The organism is Pseudomonas sp. GD03862 (genome assembly GCF_029840855.1).
Lineage (GTDB): Bacteria > Pseudomonadota > Gammaproteobacteria > Pseudomonadales > Pseudomonadaceae > Aquipseudomonas > Aquipseudomonas alloputida.
Genome location: NZ_JAOCDI010000010.1, coordinates 1 through 16,733, shown reverse-complemented (window position 1 = coordinate 16,733; position 16,733 = coordinate 1). Strand labels below are relative to the sequence as shown.

At 64.1% G+C, this 16,733-nt stretch carries 12 protein-coding genes; 7 read left to right on the top strand and 5 right to left on the bottom strand.

The features are described from left to right. The first annotated feature begins 3 nt into the window (after positions 1-3). The 7 genes from N5D53_RS09140 (at position 4) to N5D53_RS09110 (ending at position 8,920) form a co-directional block, all read left to right on the top strand. Positions 4-264, top strand: coding sequence for a DUF1315 family protein (locus tag N5D53_RS09140; protein WP_003247224.1), 261 nt, complete (start codon positions 4-6; stop codon positions 262-264). Continuing rightward, positions 261-1,091 carry a DUF2797 domain-containing protein gene (locus tag N5D53_RS09135; protein WP_003247225.1) on the top strand — a complete coding sequence of 277 codons (831 nt, stop codon included), beginning with the start codon at positions 261-263 and terminating at the stop codon, positions 1,089-1,091. The genes N5D53_RS09140 and N5D53_RS09135 overlap by 4 nt, the downstream gene beginning before the upstream one ends. Before the next feature lie 13 nt (positions 1,092-1,104). After that, positions 1,105-3,762: an aminopeptidase N gene (pepN, locus tag N5D53_RS09130; RefSeq protein WP_121161904.1), complete on the top strand. Its 2,658-nt coding sequence runs from the start codon at positions 1,105-1,107 to the stop codon at positions 3,760-3,762. Positions 3,763-4,033: 271 nt separating this feature from the next. Beyond that, on the top strand, positions 4,034-5,074 hold the full coding sequence (locus N5D53_RS09125; RefSeq protein WP_104962259.1) for a YCF48-related protein: 1,041 nt from the start codon (positions 4,034-4,036) through the stop codon (positions 5,072-5,074). 20 nt (positions 5,075-5,094) lie between these two features. Continuing rightward, positions 5,095-7,470 (top strand): RND family transporter, encoded by a 2,376-nt coding sequence (locus N5D53_RS09120; RefSeq protein WP_190870153.1) that lies wholly within the window; start codon positions 5,095-5,097, stop codon positions 7,468-7,470. A 63-nt stretch (positions 7,471-7,533) separates the two neighbouring features. After that, positions 7,534-7,824 (top strand): DUF5629 family protein, encoded by a 291-nt coding sequence (locus N5D53_RS09115; protein WP_020415640.1) that lies wholly within the window; start codon positions 7,534-7,536, stop codon positions 7,822-7,824. Beyond that, the gene (locus tag N5D53_RS09110) at positions 7,790-8,920 is read left to right on the top strand and encodes a lactonase family protein (RefSeq protein ID WP_223843610.1); all 1,131 of its coding nucleotides are present in this window, start codon (positions 7,790-7,792) and stop codon (positions 8,918-8,920) included. Before N5D53_RS09115 ends, N5D53_RS09110 begins: the two co-directional genes overlap by 35 nt. A 424-nt stretch (positions 8,921-9,344) precedes the next feature. Here the strand turns inward: N5D53_RS09110 and N5D53_RS09105 are convergent, their stop codons facing one another. The 5 genes from N5D53_RS09105 to N5D53_RS09085 form a co-directional block, all read right to left on the bottom strand. Further along, on the bottom strand, positions 9,345-9,938 hold the full coding sequence (locus N5D53_RS09105; RefSeq protein WP_020192609.1) for a glutathione S-transferase: 594 nt from the start codon (positions 9,936-9,938) through the stop codon (positions 9,345-9,347). Next, complete coding sequence (locus N5D53_RS09100; protein ID WP_190870107.1) at positions 9,935-13,579, bottom strand: AAA family ATPase; 3,645 nt, start codon at positions 13,577-13,579, stop codon at positions 9,935-9,937. The genes N5D53_RS09105 and N5D53_RS09100 overlap by 4 nt, the downstream gene beginning before the upstream one ends. Then, the gene (locus N5D53_RS09095) at positions 13,576-14,814 is read right to left on the bottom strand and encodes an exonuclease SbcCD subunit D C-terminal domain-containing protein (protein WP_012053234.1); all 1,239 of its coding nucleotides are present in this window, start codon (positions 14,812-14,814) and stop codon (positions 13,576-13,578) included. Before N5D53_RS09095 ends, N5D53_RS09100 begins: the two co-directional genes overlap by 4 nt. A gap of 162 nt (positions 14,815-14,976) precedes the next feature. After that, on the bottom strand, positions 14,977-16,608 hold the full coding sequence (locus N5D53_RS09090; RefSeq protein WP_279840198.1) for a BatD family protein: 1,632 nt from the start codon (positions 16,606-16,608) through the stop codon (positions 14,977-14,979). Next, a partial coding sequence (locus N5D53_RS09085; RefSeq protein WP_279840220.1) for a hypothetical protein occupies positions 16,605-16,733 on the bottom strand: 129 nt, incomplete at its 5' end. The genes N5D53_RS09090 and N5D53_RS09085, both read right to left, overlap by 4 nt.

The window sequence follows — 16,733 nt, the reverse complement described above, 5'->3', positions numbered from 1 at the left end:
ACTATGTCCACTTTCGCGCAAATGATTGAAAACATCACCCCGGAAATCTACCAGAGCCTGAAACTGGCGGTGGAAATCGGCAAATGGTCCGACGGCCGCAAGCTCACCGCCGAGCAGAAAGAGCTGTCGCTGCAGGCGGTCATCGCCTGGGAGATGAAGAACCTGCCCGAAGACCAGCGCACCGGCTACATGGGCCCACAGGAATGTGCGTCGAAGTCCGCGCCCATCGCCAACATTCTGTTCAAGTCGGACTCGGTACATTGATCGAACTTGCACGTGGCTCGTTGAGCAAGATGGCCGTAAGCCTGCAGGCACCGGTGGTGCAGTACAGCTTCCGCCTGGATGACACCCAGGTGCCGGTCAACCCCATGATCGGCCAGCGCCTGCGCCTGGAATACCTCGGCGCCATTCATTGCAGCCATTGCGGCAAGCGCACCAAGACCAGCTTCAGCCAGGGTTACTGCTACCCGTGCATGACCAAGCTGGCCCAGTGCGACGTGTGCATCATGGCCCCGGAAAAATGCCACTACGACGCCGGCACCTGCCGGGAGCCGTCGTGGGGCGAACAGTTCTGCATGACCGACCACGTCGTCTACCTGGCCAATTCGTCGGGGATCAAGGTCGGCATCACCCGTGCCACCCAGCTGCCCACCCGCTGGCTCGACCAGGGCGCCAGCCAGGCGTTGCCGATCATGCGCGTGGCCACCCGGCAGCAATCGGGCCTGGTCGAAGACGTGCTGCGCAGCCAGGTGCCGGACCGGACCAACTGGCGCGCGCTGCTCAAGGGCGATGCCGAGGTGCTCGACCTGCCGGCCATCCGGGAGCAGGTCTTCGAAGCCTGCGCCGACGGCCTGCGCGAGCTGCAGGGGCGCTTTGGCCTGCAGGCGATCCAGCCGCTGCCGGACGCCGAAGTGGTGCAGATGAACTACCCGGTCGAGGCGTACCCGAAGAAGATTGTCAGCTTCAACCTCGACAAGGACCCGGTGGCCGAGGGCACGCTGCTGGGCATCAAGGGCCAGTACCTGATCTTCGACACCGGTGTGATCAATATTCGCAAGTACACGGCCTACCAGTTGGCCGTGCTCCAGTAAAAAGGACCTGCACATGCGTACCGAACAACCGCAAGTGATCTACCTCAAGGATTACCAGGCGCCGGAGTACCTGATCGACGAGACGCACCTGACCTTCGAGCTGTTCGAGGACCACACGCTGGTTCACGCGCAACTGGTCATGCGCCGCAACCCGGCACGCGGTGCCGGCCTGCCGCCACTGGAACTCGATGGCCAGCAGCTGGAACTGCTGCGCGCCTCGCTGGATGACCAGGAACTGCAGCCAGGCGACTACCGGCTCGACGCCGACAGCCTGACCGTACAGCCCAAGGCCGAGCGCTTCACCCTCGACACCAGCGTGAAGATCCACCCGGAAAGCAACACCGCCCTGGAAGGCCTGTACAAGTCGGGCAAGATGTTCTGCACCCAGTGCGAGGCCGAGGGCTTCCGCAAGATCACTTACTACCTCGACCGCCCGGACGTGATGAGCACCTTCACCACCACGGTCATCGCCGAGCAGCATCGCTACCCGGTCTTGCTGTCGAACGGCAACCCGATCGGCAGCGGGCCGGCCGAAGATGGCCGCCACTGGGCGACCTGGGAAGACCCGTTCATGAAGCCGGCCTACCTGTTCGCCCTGGTGGCCGGTGACCTGTGGTGCGTTGAAGACAGCTTCACCCGCCAGTCCGGCCGTGAGGTGACCCTGCGCATCTACGTCGAACCCGAGAACATCGACAAGTGCGACCACGCCATGGTCAGCCTGAAAAAGTCCATGCGCTGGGACGAAGAAGTCTATGGCCGCGAGTATGACCTGGACATCTTCATGATTGTTGCGGTCAATGACTTCAACATGGGCGCCATGGAAAACAAGGGCCTGAACATCTTCAACTCCAGCTGTGTGCTGGCCCGTGCCGAAACCGCCACCGATGCTGCGCACCAGCGCGTCGAAGGGGTGGTCGCCCACGAGTACTTCCACAACTGGTCGGGCAACCGTGTCACCTGCCGTGACTGGTTCCAGCTGTCGCTGAAGGAAGGCTTCACGGTATTCCGCGATGCCGAGTTCAGTGCCGACATGAACTCGCGCACGGTCAAGCGCATCGAAGACGTCGCCTACCTGCGCACCCACCAGTTCGCCGAAGACGCCGGCCCCATGGCCCACCCGGTGCGCCCGGAAAGCTTCATCGAAATCTCCAACTTCTACACCCTGACCGTCTACGAGAAGGGGGCCGAAGTGGTGCGCATGGTCCGTACCCTGTTGGGTAGCGAAGGCTTCCGTAAGGGCAGCGACCTGTACTTTGAACGTCATGATGGCCAGGCGGTAACCACCGACGACTTCATCAAGGCCATGGAAGACGCCAACGGCGTCGACTTTACCCAGTTCAAGCGCTGGTACAGCCAGGCGGGCACCCCACGCCTGGAGGTCAGCGAGGCGTATGACGCCGCCGCGCAGACCTACAGCCTGACGTTCCGCCAGAGCTGCCCGCAGACCCCGGACAAGGCCGAGAAACTGCCGTTCGTGATCCCGGTGGAGCTGGGCCTGCTGGATGCCGCCGGCAACGACCTGCCGCTGCAACTGGCTGGCGAAGACGCTGCTCAAGGAACCAGCCGCGTGCTGTCGGTAACCGAAGCCGAGCAAACCTTTACCTTCCAGGGCATCCAGGCCAAGCCGCTGCCGTCGCTGCTGCGTGGCTTCAGCGCCCCGGTGAAGCTGAGCTTCCCGTATGACCGCGACCAGCTGATGTTCCTGATGCAGCACGACAGCGACGGCTTCAACCGCTGGGAAGCGGGCCAGCAGCTGTCGGTGCAGGTACTGCAGGAACTGATCGGCCAGCATCAACGCGGCGAAGCCCTGAAGCTCGACCAGCGCCTGATCACCGCCCTGGGCACTGTGCTGGGCAATGTATCGCTGGACCCTGCCATGGTGGCCGAAATGCTCTCGCTGCCAGGGGAGGCGTACCTTACCGAGATCAGCCAGGTGGCCGACGTCGACGCCATCCACGCCGCCCGCGAGTTCGCACGCCAGCAGATCGCCGAACACCTGTTCGACGCCCTGTGGGCGCGTTACCAGGCCAACCGTGAAGTGTCGCGCAGCACTGCCTATGTGGCCTCGGCCGAGCACTTTGCCCGCCGCAGCCTGCAGAACATCGCCCTGTCGTACCTGATGCAGAGTGGCAAGCAACAGGTGCTGGACGCGACCCTGGAGCAGTTCGAGCACTGCGACAACATGACCGAGCGCCTTACCGCGCTGGCGGTACTGGTCAACTCGCCGTTCGAGGCCGAGCGCGCCAAAGCGCTGGCGGCGTTTGCCGAGCACTTCAAGGACAACCCGCTGGTCATGGACCAATGGTTCAGCGTGCAGGCGGCCAGCACGCTGCCGGGCGGGCTGGCGCGGGTCAAGGCGTTGATGCAGCACCCGGCCTTCACCCTGAAGAACCCGAACAAGGTGCGTGCGCTGATCGGTGCCTTTGCCGGGCAGAACCTGGTCAACTTCCATGCTGCCGATGGCTCCGGGTATCGCTTCCTGGCGGACCTGGTGATCGAGCTGAACGCACTGAATCCGCAGATTGCCTCGCGGCAACTGGCGCCGCTGACACGCTGGCGCAAGTATGACGATGCGCGTCAGGCGCTGATGAAGGGTGAGCTGGAGCGCATTCTGGCTTCGGGTGAGTTGTCCAGTGATGTGTATGAGGTTGTGAGCAAGAGTCTGGCGTAATTCTTGTGAATTGGGGCTGCTTTGCAGCCCTTCGCGGGTGAACCCGCTCCTACAGGGGGATGTAACCTTTGTCGGGCGGGTTTACCCGCGAAGGGCCGCCCAGCGGCCCCGGCTTTCCCCGGCCGACAACAAAACATAACACCCCGCCCGTTGTACTCCCGCAAACATCCCCGCTACGATCCCCTCAAGCTATTGCAGGCCTCTAGATCAGGCTTTTTGCAAAGCCTGCAATGCATTGACCCACCAAAAAGAACACAACAAGGGGGCAGTCATGAGGGAACAGTTACGTACGCCAGCCAGGCGTGGTGCCTGGCCATGGGCAGCCAGCGCGATGCTGGCATTGGCATTGGGGGTGTGGGCCGACAGCGCCCAGGCCGCGGCAGCCGACCAATACTCCACCGAATCGGCCAAGGCCAGCCAAAGCCTGTTGATCGACACCACCCATGCCGGCAAGCGCCTGGTGGTGGTGGGTGATCGCGGCCACATTCTGTTCTCCGACGACCAGGGCAGTACCTGGACCCAGGCCCGAGTACCCACCCGGCAATTGCTCACTGCCGTGTATTTCCTCGACGACAAGCGTGGCTGGGCCGTCGGCCATGACGCGCAGATCCTCGCCAGCACCGACGGTGGCGCCACCTGGAGCAAGCAGTTCGAAGACCTCGCCCGTGAAGCGCCCTTGCTCGATGTCACCTTCCTCGACGCCCAGCACGGCTTTGCCGTAGGGGCCTATGGTGCCTTGCTGGAAACCACCGATGGTGGGCAGCACTGGCAGGATGTGGCCGAGCGGCTGGACAACCCGGACCAGCTGCACCTGAACGGTATCGCCCAAGTGCGCGATGCCGGCCTGTTCATCGTGGGTGAGCAGGGCGGCATGTTCCGCTCCACCGACAACGGCCAGACCTGGGCCAAGGTCCAGGGCCCCTACGAGGGCTCGTTGTTCGGCGTGATCGGCACCGCCAGGCCGCAGACCCTGCTGGCCTACGGCCTTCGCGGCAACCTGTTCCGCTCCAGCGACTTCGGTGACAGCTGGCAGCCGATCGAACTCAAGGCCGCGCGCGGTACCCTGGAGTTCGGCCTGGCAGGCGCTACGCTTGTCGATGATGGCAGCCTGGTGCTGGTCGGCAATGGTGGCAGCGTGCTGCGCAGCACGGACGACGGCCAGACCTTCAGCGTGTACAACCGTGCCGACCGCCTGGCCCTGGCCGGCGTCAGTGGCCTGGCCAACGGCGGCCTGCTGCTGGTAGGGCAGGGTGGTGTGCACCTGGCCAGCGCCGAAGGGGCTGATCAGCCTGCTCCGGAGGTGCGCCCATGACCAGCAGGGAGAGCATTACCATGCACCCGCATCATCAGGATAAAGCCACGCTGCTCGAACGCCTGATCTTCAACAACCGCCCAGTGGTCATCGCCCTGTGCGTGCTGGTCAGCATTTTCCTGTTCTGGCAGGCCACGCAGATTCGCCCGTCCACCAGCTTCGAGAAGATGATCCCGCTGCAGCACCCGTTCATCGAGCAGATGATGGAGCACCGCAACGACCTGGCCAACCTCGGCAACACCGTGCGCATCTCGGTGGAGGCGGTGAACGGTGACATCTTCGACAAGGACTACATGGAGACCCTGCGTCAGATCCATGACGAGGTGTTCTACATCCCCGGTGTCGACCGGGCCGGGCTGAAGTCACTGTGGAGCCCCAGCGTGCGCTGGAGCGAGGTCACCGAAGAGGGTTTTTCCGGTGGCGAGGTCATCCCTAACACCTACAACGGGTCGCAGGACAGCCTCGATACCCTGCGCGACAACGTGCTCAAGTCAGGCCAGGTGGGGCGCCTGGTAGGCAATAACTTCAAGTCCAGCATCGTCGACGTGCCGCTGCTGGAGAGCTACCCCGACCCGCAGGACCCGGGCAAACAGGTGAAGCTGGACTATCAGCAGTTCTCTCACCTGCTGGAAGCGAAGATCCGTGACAAGTTCCAGGCGCAGAACCCCAATGTAAAAATCCACATCGTCGGCTTTGCCAAGAAGGTCGGTGACCTGATCGATGGCCTGGTGATGGTGGCGATGTTCTTCGGCGTCGCCCTGGTGATCACCTTGGTGTTGTTGTACTGGTTCACCTGGTGCATCCGCAGCACTGTCGCCGTGCTCATCACCACGCTGGTGGCGGTGGTCTGGCAACTGGGGCTGATGCATGCGGTGGGCTTTGGCCTGGACCCGTACTCGATGCTGGTGCCGTTCCTGATCTTCGCCATCGGCATTTCCCACGGGGTGCAGAAGATCAACGGCATCGCCCTGCAGTCGAGTGATGCCGACAACGCCCTTACCGCTGCCCGGCGCACATTCCGTCAGTTGTTCCTGCCGGGAATGATCGCCATCCTTGCCGACGCAGTGGGCTTCATTACCCTGCTGATCATCGACATCGGGGTGATTCGCGAACTGGCCATCGGCGCCTCCATCGGTGTGGCGGTGATCGTGTTCACCAACCTGATCCTGTTGCCGGTGGCCATCTCCTATGTCGGCATCAGCAAGAAGGCCATCGAGCGCAGCAAGAAAGACGCGACCTCCGAGCACCCGTTCTGGCGCCTGTTGTCGAACTTCGCCAGTGCCAAGGTGGCGCCGGTGTCGGTGGTGCTGGCGCTGCTCGCCTTCGCCGGTGGCCTGTGGTACAGCCAGAACCTGAAGATCGGCGACCTCGACCAGGGCGCACCGGAGCTGCGCCCCGACTCGCGCTACAACCAGGACAACAACTTCATCATCAGCAACTACTCGACCAGTTCCGATGTGCTGGTGATCATGGTCAAGACGCCGTCGGAGAAGTGCTCGGTCCATTCGACCATGGCGCCGATCGACGAGCTGATGTGGACCATGGAAAACACCCCAGGCGTGCAGTCGGCGATTTCCCTGGTCACCGTTTCCAAGCAGGTGATCAAGGGCATGAACGAGGGCAGCCTGAAATGGGAAACCCTGTCGCGCAACCCGGACATCCTCAACAACTCCATCGCCCGGGCCGACGGCCTTTACAACGGCGACTGCTCATTGGCACCCGTGCTGGTGTTCCTCAATGACCACAAGGCTGAAACGCTGGAGCGCGTCACCGCCGTGGCCAAGGCGTTTGCCGACAGCCATGACAAGGAAGGCCTGCAGTTCCTGCTGGCGGCGGGCAACGCTGGTATCGAGGCTGCGACCAACGAAGTGATCAAGTCGGCCGAGCTGACCATCCTGATCCTGGTGTACATCTGCGTGGCCGTGATGTGCCTGATCACCTTCCGCTCGTTCGCCGCCACGCTGTGCATCGTGCTGCCCCTGGTGCTGACCTCGGTGCTGGGCAACGCGCTGATGGCCTACATGGGTATCGGGGTGAAAGTAGCGACCTTGCCGGTGGTGGCGTTGGGGGTGGGCATTGGCGTGGACTATGGCATCTATATCTACAGCCGCCTGGAAAGCTTCCTGCGTGCCGGTTTGCCGTTGCAGGAGGCGTATTACCAGACCCTGCGCTCGACCGGCAAGGCGGTGCTGTTCACCGGGCTGTGCCTGGCCATTGGCGTATGCACCTGGATCTTCTCGGCGATCAAGTTCCAGGCGGACATGGGCCTGATGCTGACCTTCATGCTGCTTTGGAACATGTTTGGTGCGCTGTGGCTGCTACCGGCATTGGCGCGGTTCCTGATCAAGCCTGAGAAGATGGTGGGCAAGGAGGGTGGGTCGATCTTCGCCCATTGATTGGAGGGGGCCGCATTGCGGCCCCCCGGTTATACTGCCAGCTCATTTCAGATGGGTACCCCTATGTCCCCCCTCGCTACCGCCCTGCAGTCCTGCGATATGCTTTTGATCGACGGCCTGCACGCCTTCGATTTCACCGTTGATGAAGCCGGCCTCACTGTGGAATGCATGGACGGCCGCCAATTGCGTCGCTGGTCGTTCACCCCTGAGCAAATCGCTGCCGCCATCGCCACCGGAGACGAGTGGCAACTCGACGATGCCAACGGCGCGCATCGGCTAGTCTGTATGAGTGCCTTTCGCGCCCCGGATGATGACCAAGATGAACCGGACCTGGACGACCCTGCTGACCGCTAGCCTGATGAGCCTGACTATCCACGCCCACGCCTCGACGTTGCTGGTGGGCAGCTACACCGATGGCGCCAGCCAGGGTATCTACCGCTACCTGTTCGACGACAAGGCCGGCCGCATCGACCCCACACCGCAACAAGTGGTCAAGAGTGTCAATCCTTCCTGGCTTGTGCTGTCGGCCGACCAGCGCCAGCTGTTCGTGGTCAATGAAACCCCGGGTGGCCATGCCAGCAGTTTCAGCGTCAGCACCAAGGGCGAAATCAAGCCGCTCAACCAGGTGGCCACCCAAGGTGACGAACCGACTCACGCCAGCCTCAGTCGTGACCAGCGTTATCTGTTCGTGGCCAACTACGCGGTCAAGCCTGACCCCGGCGGCAGCCTGGTGGTAATCCCGGTGGCCAGGGACGGCAAGCTCAAGGCCGTGGTGCAACAGGCCCGGCACAAGGCGAGTGGCGTCAACCCCGAGCGCCAGGCCGGTGCCCATGTGCATGCACTGGTGCTGTCGCCCGATGGCCAGCATGTCTATGCCTGCGACTTGGGCGCAGACAAGGTATTCATCTACCGCTACGACGGCGCCAGTGTGGACAAACCGTTGAGCCCGGCAATCCCGGCCTCGGTGGCCTTGCCGCCAGGCAGTGGGCCCCGTCACCTGCTGTTCGACGCCAAGGGCCAGCACGCTTACCTGACGTTGGAAATGAGTGGCGAAGTGGTGATGTTCGACGTCGAGGACGCTGCTTTGCTTGAGCGCCAACGCCTGCCGCTGACCGAGCAGCAGGATGCAGCGGCCAAGGCAGCGGGAGGCCTGCACCTGTCGGCGGACGGCCGTTTCCTGTACGTGAGTAACCGTGGCACGGCGAATGAAATCCTGGTGTTTGCGGTTGGCAAGAATGACGGCCAGTTGACGTTCGTGCAGCGCCGCTCCGTGGAAGGCGACCACCCCCGCGAGTTTGCCCTGGACCCTAGCGGCAATTTCCTGCTGGTGGCCAACCAGAAGAGCAACCAGATCGTGGTCATGCGCCGTGATCTCTTGACTGGCGAGTTGGGGGAGACCGTGCAGACCATGGCGCAGGACGCGCCTTCGGACCTGAAGTTCATCGATTGAGGGGTTGGGAGGGTTCGCCCATAGGCGAACTGGCCAGACACACACTGCAAGAAGTGGATTTATCCGCGAAAGGGCCGGTCCTGCTGGCCAATTTTCACCCGCCGTTCACTGTTGCCGCCGCCACCGTATTCGCGGGTAAACCCGCTCCTACACACAGATCGGTGATGGACACAGGCCGTCGTAGGAGCGGGTTCACCCGCGAAAGGGCCGGTCCTGCTGGCCAATCTCCACCCGCCGTTCACCGTTGCCGCCGCCACCGTATTCGCGGGTAAACCCGCTCCTACATGCGCTCGGTGGTTGAACACAGGCCGTCGTAGGAGCGGGTTTACCCGCGAAGCAGGCGACGCGTTGCATGGCACCGGCTGCGCCGGTGTTCGCGGGTGAGCCCGCGCCTATGGGACCCCATTTGCAGCCAAGCGTCTGTTCAGCGAATCATGATCGCTTTGAACAGCTCCGAAGCCAGCCACCCCTCCAGCCAGCGCCGCACACGCGGATAAGCCGCCTCGGCGAACCACTGCGGTTCCACCCCGGCAAACTGGCGCATCAGGGGCAGCAACGCGGCATCGGCCATGCTCGGGTGGTCGGCCAGCAGGTAAGCCCGCCCCGCCAGCAAGCCTTCGAGCTCCGCCAGCCAGGCCTCGGCCTGCTGGCGGTAATGCTCGCGGGAATGCTCCGGGTAACGTTCGGCATACTTGTACAGGTTCACGTGCGCCTTGAACGTGGTGTCATTGCGCGCAATCAGCGTTTCAGCCTGCTGCGCAGCCGCAGGGTTGGCCTGTAGCCGCCAGTCCTGCGGGTCGTTTTGCGTCAGCGCCCAGCGCATGATGTCCAGGCTCTCTTCCAGTACCTCGGCACCGGTGTCCAGCACCGGTACCGTGCCCTTGGGCGACAAGGCCAGCAGCTCTGCCGGCTTGTTCTTCATCGCCACTTCGCAGATCTCCACCTCGCAGCCGGCATAGCGCAGGGCCAGGCGCGCACGCATGGCCCACGGGCAGCGGCGGAACGAGTAGAGGATCACCCGCACACCTCCACTTCACTGAGGCCATTACCCTGGCGCCGCACCTGGATCTGCACCGGGATGCGCTCGTGCATTTCCTGTACGTGGGAGATCACCGCCACTTTGCGACCCTGGGCTTGCAAGCCGTCGAGGGCGTCCATTGCCAGTTGCAGCGACTCGGGGTCGAGGCTGCCGAAACCTTCGTCGATGAACAGCGACTCGATACGCAAGGTGCTGGACGCCATCGACGCCAGGCCCAGGGCCAGGGCCAGCGACACCAGGAAGGTTTCCCCGCCCGACAGCGAGTGCACCGAACGCAGCTCGTCGCCCATCTCGGTGTCCAGCACCAGCAGGCCAAGGGCGCTGCCGCCGCGCTTGAGGCGGTAGCGACGGGCCAGCTGACGTAGCTGGGCGTTGGCGTGGTGCAGCAGCAGGTCAAGGTTGTAGCCTTGGGCGATCTTGCGGAACACATCACCGGAGGCCGAACCGATCAGGGCATTGAGGCGGGCCCAGCGTTGCCACTGCTGGTGGGCCTGTTCGATTTCTGCCGCCAGCGCCTGGTGGGCCTGCTGGCGGCGCTGGTCGTCGGCCTGTTGTGCACGCAATTCAGCGCATTGCTGCTCGTGGTTTGCCAGGCGTTCGCGCAGTTCGGCCAAGGCTTGCTCCAGGGCTTGGACCGTGGTGTCCACGGTCATCTGTGCAGCGTGGTGCTGCAGGCGCTGTTCGCGCTCCAGCAGCAGCACGCGGCCCTGCTCAATGGCTTTTTCCGCGCCTTGCAAACGCTGGCGCAATTCATTGACTTGCGCGTCATCCATGGCCAGCAGGCGATCGAGGCCGGCATCGTCCAGTTCAGGATGCTCGCTGCGCCACTGGGCGATCTGGGCCTGCAACTGTTGGCATTCGGCATCCAGTGCCTGTTGTTGCTGGGTATTGGCCTTGAGCTCGCTGGCCAGTTGCACGCCTTGGGTGCGCAGATCTTGCAGGCGCTGGGCGGTGTCGGCATCGAGGGCGCGGGCTTGTTCCAGCGTGGCTTCCATATGCTGCTGCCAGGCTTCGGCACTGGCATGTTCGCCAAGCAGCTCGCCGAGCGACGCCTGGGCCTGCTGGCGCTGTTCGTCGAGGGCAGCGAGCTTGTGTTGCAACTGCTGCAGGCCTTGCACGCGCGCCTGTTGCTGATCGCGCAGTTTGTCCAGCTGGGCTTGCCGGGCTTGCTGTTCTTCCTGTTCGTCCTTGCGCTGTTCCAGTTGCTGCAGGCGCTGGGCAATCTGTTGGTCGAGGGCGAGGAAGGCATTGGCCGGGTCGTCGTTGAGGGCCTTGAGCGCTTCCTCTGGTAGTACGCCGGCCAGGTCGTTCAGGCCTTGCTGCAACAGCTGCTCGTCGTTGGCCAGGGCCTGGTGCTGTTGCTCCAGGTGGCGCTGGGCCTGTTGTTGGGCGTCGTGGGCAGCCTGCAATTGCTGGTTGAGGCGGGCCGCGTCCCGTTGCAGGGCGAGCAGGGCGCTCTGGCGTTTCTCGTCCTGGCTGATTTCTTCATCCAGGCGACGCAGTTGGCTGTCGAGCCAGGCGCTACGGGCCTTGTCGTCCTGCGGGGCGAGGGCTGGCCACAGGCTGTGTGCCTGTACCTGAGCCACCAGCGGTTGCAACTGTTCGCCCAGTTGCTGCTGCTGTTGCTGGAAGTCCTTGAGCTGGGCATTGACCACACCCAGCTGGGTACGCAGCTCCACCAGCTTGCTGTTGAGCGTTTCGACCTGCTTCTGCGCGGCGTGCTCTTCGGCCTGGTCATGGCGGCCAAGGCTCTGCAGCAACGCTTCTGGCTGATGGAACGGGTGTTCGGCGCTGCCACAGACCGGGCAGGGTTCGCCGTCACGCAGTTGGTTACGCAGTTCTTCGACGCTGGTGTTGCGTGCCAGGCGTTGGCGTTCCAGCAGTTGACGGGTGAGCGTCAACGCCTGTTCGGCGGCCTCCAGCTCGGCCTTGGCGGCGGTGCCTTCGGTAATCAGTTGCTGGCGTTGCAGCATGGCCTGCTGCTGCCGTTCGCGCAGGGCATCCAGCTGCTGGCGCAGCTCCTGTTCACGGCCGTGCAGGCGTGACATTTCCTCTACGGCGCGCTGCTGTTTGCGGTTGTCCTGCAACATGCCGCCGAGCAGGTCGATCTGCTCGGCCAGGGCCTGGGGTTCGGCCTTGGCTTCACGGAACAACAGATCGTAGGCGTCGCGCTCGGCCTGCAAGCGCGCATTGGCCTGGCTGGCCTGGGCCTGCAGGCCGGGTAGCTCTTCTCGGCCCTTGGTCAGCCGGCCACCGATCAGCATCACCTGCTTCAGTTGCGGCAGGTAGGCGTGCCAGGCATTGGCCAGGCCCGCCAGGTGCTGGCTGTCGGCAAGCGCGGTGTCGATCAGCGCCAGTTGTTGCACGCTGCGCTGCTGGTTGTCTTCCAGCTGCTGCAGTTGCTGCTGGCCGTCAGCGACCTGCTGTTGCGCCTGCTGGTTGATGCTGCGCTGGGCGGCCAGCTCCTGGTCCAGGCGTGCCAGCGTATCCTGAGCGGCAAAGGCCTGGCGCAGGCGCGGCGCGTTCTCGCCGTGCTCGGCCTGGCGGTCGGCAAGCGCTTGGCGCGCAGTGTCCAGCGCCTGTTCGAGTTCGCGGGTGCGCACCTGCAGTTCGGCTTGCTGCTGTTGTTGTTCGGCCATTTTCGCGGCCATTGGTGCCAGCTGTGCGCTCAGGGCCTGTCGGCGGTGGAACTGGTGACGCTGTGGGGCCAGGCGCTCCAGGCGTGCCAGGTCCAGGCGTGGTTCGGCCAGCTGTTGCCATTCCAGTTCGGCGGCCTGCAGCGCGGTGCTGGCTTCGGTGTGTTGGGCCTGTAGCTGGTGTTGTTCATTCAGCCAGTTGCGTTGCTGCTCCAGCTGGCGCTCGCCGGCCTGGTCGGCCTTGAAGTGCTGTTGCGCCTGCTCCAGGCGCTGGTCGAGCTCGGCACGTGCCTCGGCAGCCATCGGCAGCAGATGGCTGGCGCGTTCTTTCAGGGCGTTGTGTGCCTCGCCGGCTTCGCGCGCCTTGCTGAAGGCACGCTGGCCCAGACGGGTGTAGATCGCGGTGTTGGTGAGCTTTTCCAGCAACTCGCTGCGGTCTTTGTCGTCGGCCTTGAGAAACGCGCCGAACTCGCTCTGGGCCAGCATCACCGCACGGGTGAACTGCTCGAAGTTCAGGCCCAGGCGGGCTTCGACCAGTTGCTTGTATTCGTTCTTGCCACTGCCGAGCACTTGCTCGCTGTCGAGGTCGTAGAAGCTTTGACGGCTGTGTTGCAGTTTGCCGTTGGCCTTGTCGCGGGCGCGGTTGGCTTCCCAGCGGGCGCGGTAGCGGCGGCCATCGATGCCGACGAAATCGACCTCGGCAAAACCGCTGCCGGTGCCACGGCGCAGCAGGTTGCGCGGGTCGGAGGTGGGGATGTCGCCGTCGGCATCCGGCACCTTGGCCTCACGGCCAATGGCATTGAGGCGTGGCACGGTGCCGAACAGCGCCAGGCACAGGGCGTCAAGCAGGGTGCTCTTGCCGGCACCGGTAGGCCCGGTGATGGCGAACAGGCCAGCGCTGGCCAAGGGTTCTGCAGTGAAATCGATGTCGATCGGGCCGGCCAGCGATGCCAGGTTCTTCAGGCGGATGGCGAGAATCTTCATGGCTGTTCCTCTTCCTGCTGCACGTCCTGCAACAGCAGGGCGAAGTCGGCCAGCGCCTGCTCGTCGGCGGGGTTGCCGTAGGCTTGCTCCCAGGCGCGGCTGAACAGGTCTTGCGGGGTCATCTGGGCCAGTTCGACAAAGGCCAGGTCGTCGTCTTCGGCGTTGTTGCGACCGGCGTACTCGGCGCTGATGCGGATCAGCCGTACCGCCTTGCCTTCAAGCGCGGTTTCAATCTGCTGGCGCAGGTCGGGTTGCGGCTCGTCGAGCATCACCCGCACCTCCAGCCAGGGCTGGCGGTTGGGGTCTTCAAGCAGGTCGATCACTGGCAGGTCGGCCAGTTGCTGCAACAGCTCACCCAGCGGTGCCGGGCCCACCCGTTGCAGGGCCACGGCGCGTGGTACGGGGCGTGGCTCGACGCTGACCAGGCCGTTGCCGTCCAACTCCACTTCCAGGACCTGGTGCGGGTAGTTGATTTCGGCGAACGACAGCGGGATTGGCGAGCCGCTGTAGCGGATGCGCTCTTCGCGGTTGACCTTCTGCGGCTTGTGCAGATGGCCCAGGGCGACGTAGCTGATAGCCTTGTCGAACAGCTTGGCCGGCAGCGCCTCGGCGTTGCCGATGATCAGGCTGCGTTCGGAGTCTTCCGACACCGCGCCACCGGCCATGTGCGCGTGGCTGATGGCGATCAGCGCCTGGTCTTTCTTGCGTTTCTTCAGTGCGGCGGCGATCAGTTGCTGGTGCACCTGGGTGATGCCTTGCAGGTAGTCGTCACCCAGCTGCGGGCCGGTCACTTCGGCCGGGCGCAGGAACGGCAGGGCCAGGCACCAGGCGGCCACCTTGCCACGGCCGTTGGTCAGCGGAATCAACAGGCGTTCGGCATCCAGCTGGCCCTCGTCCAGCCAGTGCACACGGCCCAACGCATGGGTGCGCAGGCGGCGCATGAGTGCGGCCGGCAGCTCGATGCGCGAACCGGAGTCGTGGTTGCCGGCGATCATCACGATGTCCAGCTTGGGTTGTTGCTCGTGGGCCTGGACGATGAAGTCGTAGAGGCGTTCCTGGGCTTTGACGGGCGGGTTGACGGTGTCGAAGATGTCGCCCGCAATCAGCAGCGCATCCGGCTGGCGCAGGCGCAGCTGGCCGAGCAGCCAGTCGAGGAAGCAGGCGTGTTCGAAGTCGCGTTCCTGGCCGTGCAGGCTTTGGCCCAGGTGCCAGTCGGAGGTATGAAACAGACGCATGGATGACCTGTTGGTGTCGAGTCGGGCAAGCGGGGAAAGGGCGGTATGGTAACCCAAGCGGGATTCGGGGTGCAGGGCGAGGGATTGGGGGGCAGGTGTTCGTCACAAGAATTTCAGCGCCTGGGACAGGCGCTGAAAACCTTATGGCGAACACCTGCTGGCCTACTTGGGATAGAGCGGCGGCAAGCTGCCGCTCTCGCCCGTCGGCAGCAACACCTGCTCAGCTGGCGGAATGGTACCAATCGCCCGCCACAAATCCTCCCCCTGCCAATACTGCCCGCTCTCGCTATACAGCGCCCCGTTCAACCCATCCAGCGCATCCGACAACGGCACGAAGCGCGCCGCCATCTCGGCCAGGGTTTCCGGTTGCTGCCGGGCCCAGGCATCCAGTGCCTGGCGCGTAGCCTGGGGGTCGTTGGCCTGGCATGCGCGCTTGAGGTCGTCCAGCAAGGTGCGTGGGCTTGGCCCGTTCTGCGCCGTGCGCAGCACCGCTGGCCGCGAACGGGCGCGCCACCACAGGGCAAAGCCCAGCACGGTGGTCAGGGCAAACACCAGTGTGGACAGCTGCCAGGGCCACAGCAGGGTGCTGGCGCTGCTGTTGTCGCCCACCGGGGTGTCGGCGCTCAGTGCCGGGTTGTCCAGCACGTTCAGCGTGCGCGCCGGCAGGCTGCTGTGTTCCAGGTGGTCTTCGCGGGTGTTCCACCAGGCCACTTCCAGCGTCGGCAAGGCCAGCGTGCCGCTGTGGGTCGGCACCAGGGCCTCGCGCTCTTCGCGGTTGGCGGTCATGCCCCGTTCGCTGATTTCGTTGCGCAGCAGCGGCTGGTCAGGGTAGCGGCGCAGGCCGATGATCTCCGTAGCCGGCAGCGGCGGCAGTTGGGTGCTGGACAATCCTTCGGCACGCAAGGTGATGTTGCGCGTCAGCGAGTCGCCAATCTGTACCTGCTGGCTGCCGGGGTCCGGGCTCCAGTGCTCTTCCAGGGTCAGGCTGCTGGCTGGCAACCACGGCAAGCCAGCCGGCCAGGCTGCCGGAATCGGCCGTACCGTGATGCGCAAGGGCAGCGAGCTGACCTGCACCTGGTGGCCGGCGCGGGCCGTGCCATTGGCCTGCGCTGCTTCGTCGCTGCTGGCAGCTGCCGTGGCGGTGAACGTCAGCGACGGGATGTCGAGGGTGCCACTTTGCTGGGCATACACCGCATAGCGGGTTTCGATCACGCCATGACGCACGCCGTTGATTTCCTTTTCATACGTGCGCGACTCGCCCAACGGCTCGACCTTGGCGTTCTCCAGTTGCAGGGGGCTGAGGCTGCTGTCGTCGTACAGCGCTACCGAGTGGTAGATGCGCAGGGTCAGCACGGCTTGGGCCTGGACATAGACGTCGTGGCTGTCGAGGGTGGCTTCGATGAATACCTGAGCGTTGTCCTGGCGGTTGGCATCGGCCTGCAGCACTTGCAGTTCGATGGCCTGGCTGTGCGACTGGCCTAGCCGCAGCTCGGGGATGCGCAGGGTACCGCTGCGCCGTGGCAGTAGGGTAATGATCCAGCGGGTGCTGGCGCGGGTTTCGCCGTCCAGGGTGTGCAGGCTGTTCAGCTGTCGCGTGCCGCGCACTTCGAAGTCATCTTCCAGGGCGCGCAGGTCGGGCTTGCCGAACTGGGTGACGTCCTGGCTTTCCAGGGTCAGTTCCAGGCTTTCGCCAGCTTCCAGGCGGGTGCGGTCGACGCTGGCCTGCAGCAGCGGTTCGGCCTGGGCCAGCAGGGCCCACAGCAGGGTGAGGAGAAAGACGCCGAAGCGACTCATTGTGATTTTTCCTGATGCAATTGCTGTTCATACCAGAATTTGCGTCGCAGCAGCTCTGCCGGGTTGTCGGGGATTTCCCGCAGCCATTGCTCCAGGGCTTGGCGCTGTTCGCCGTCGAGGCTGGT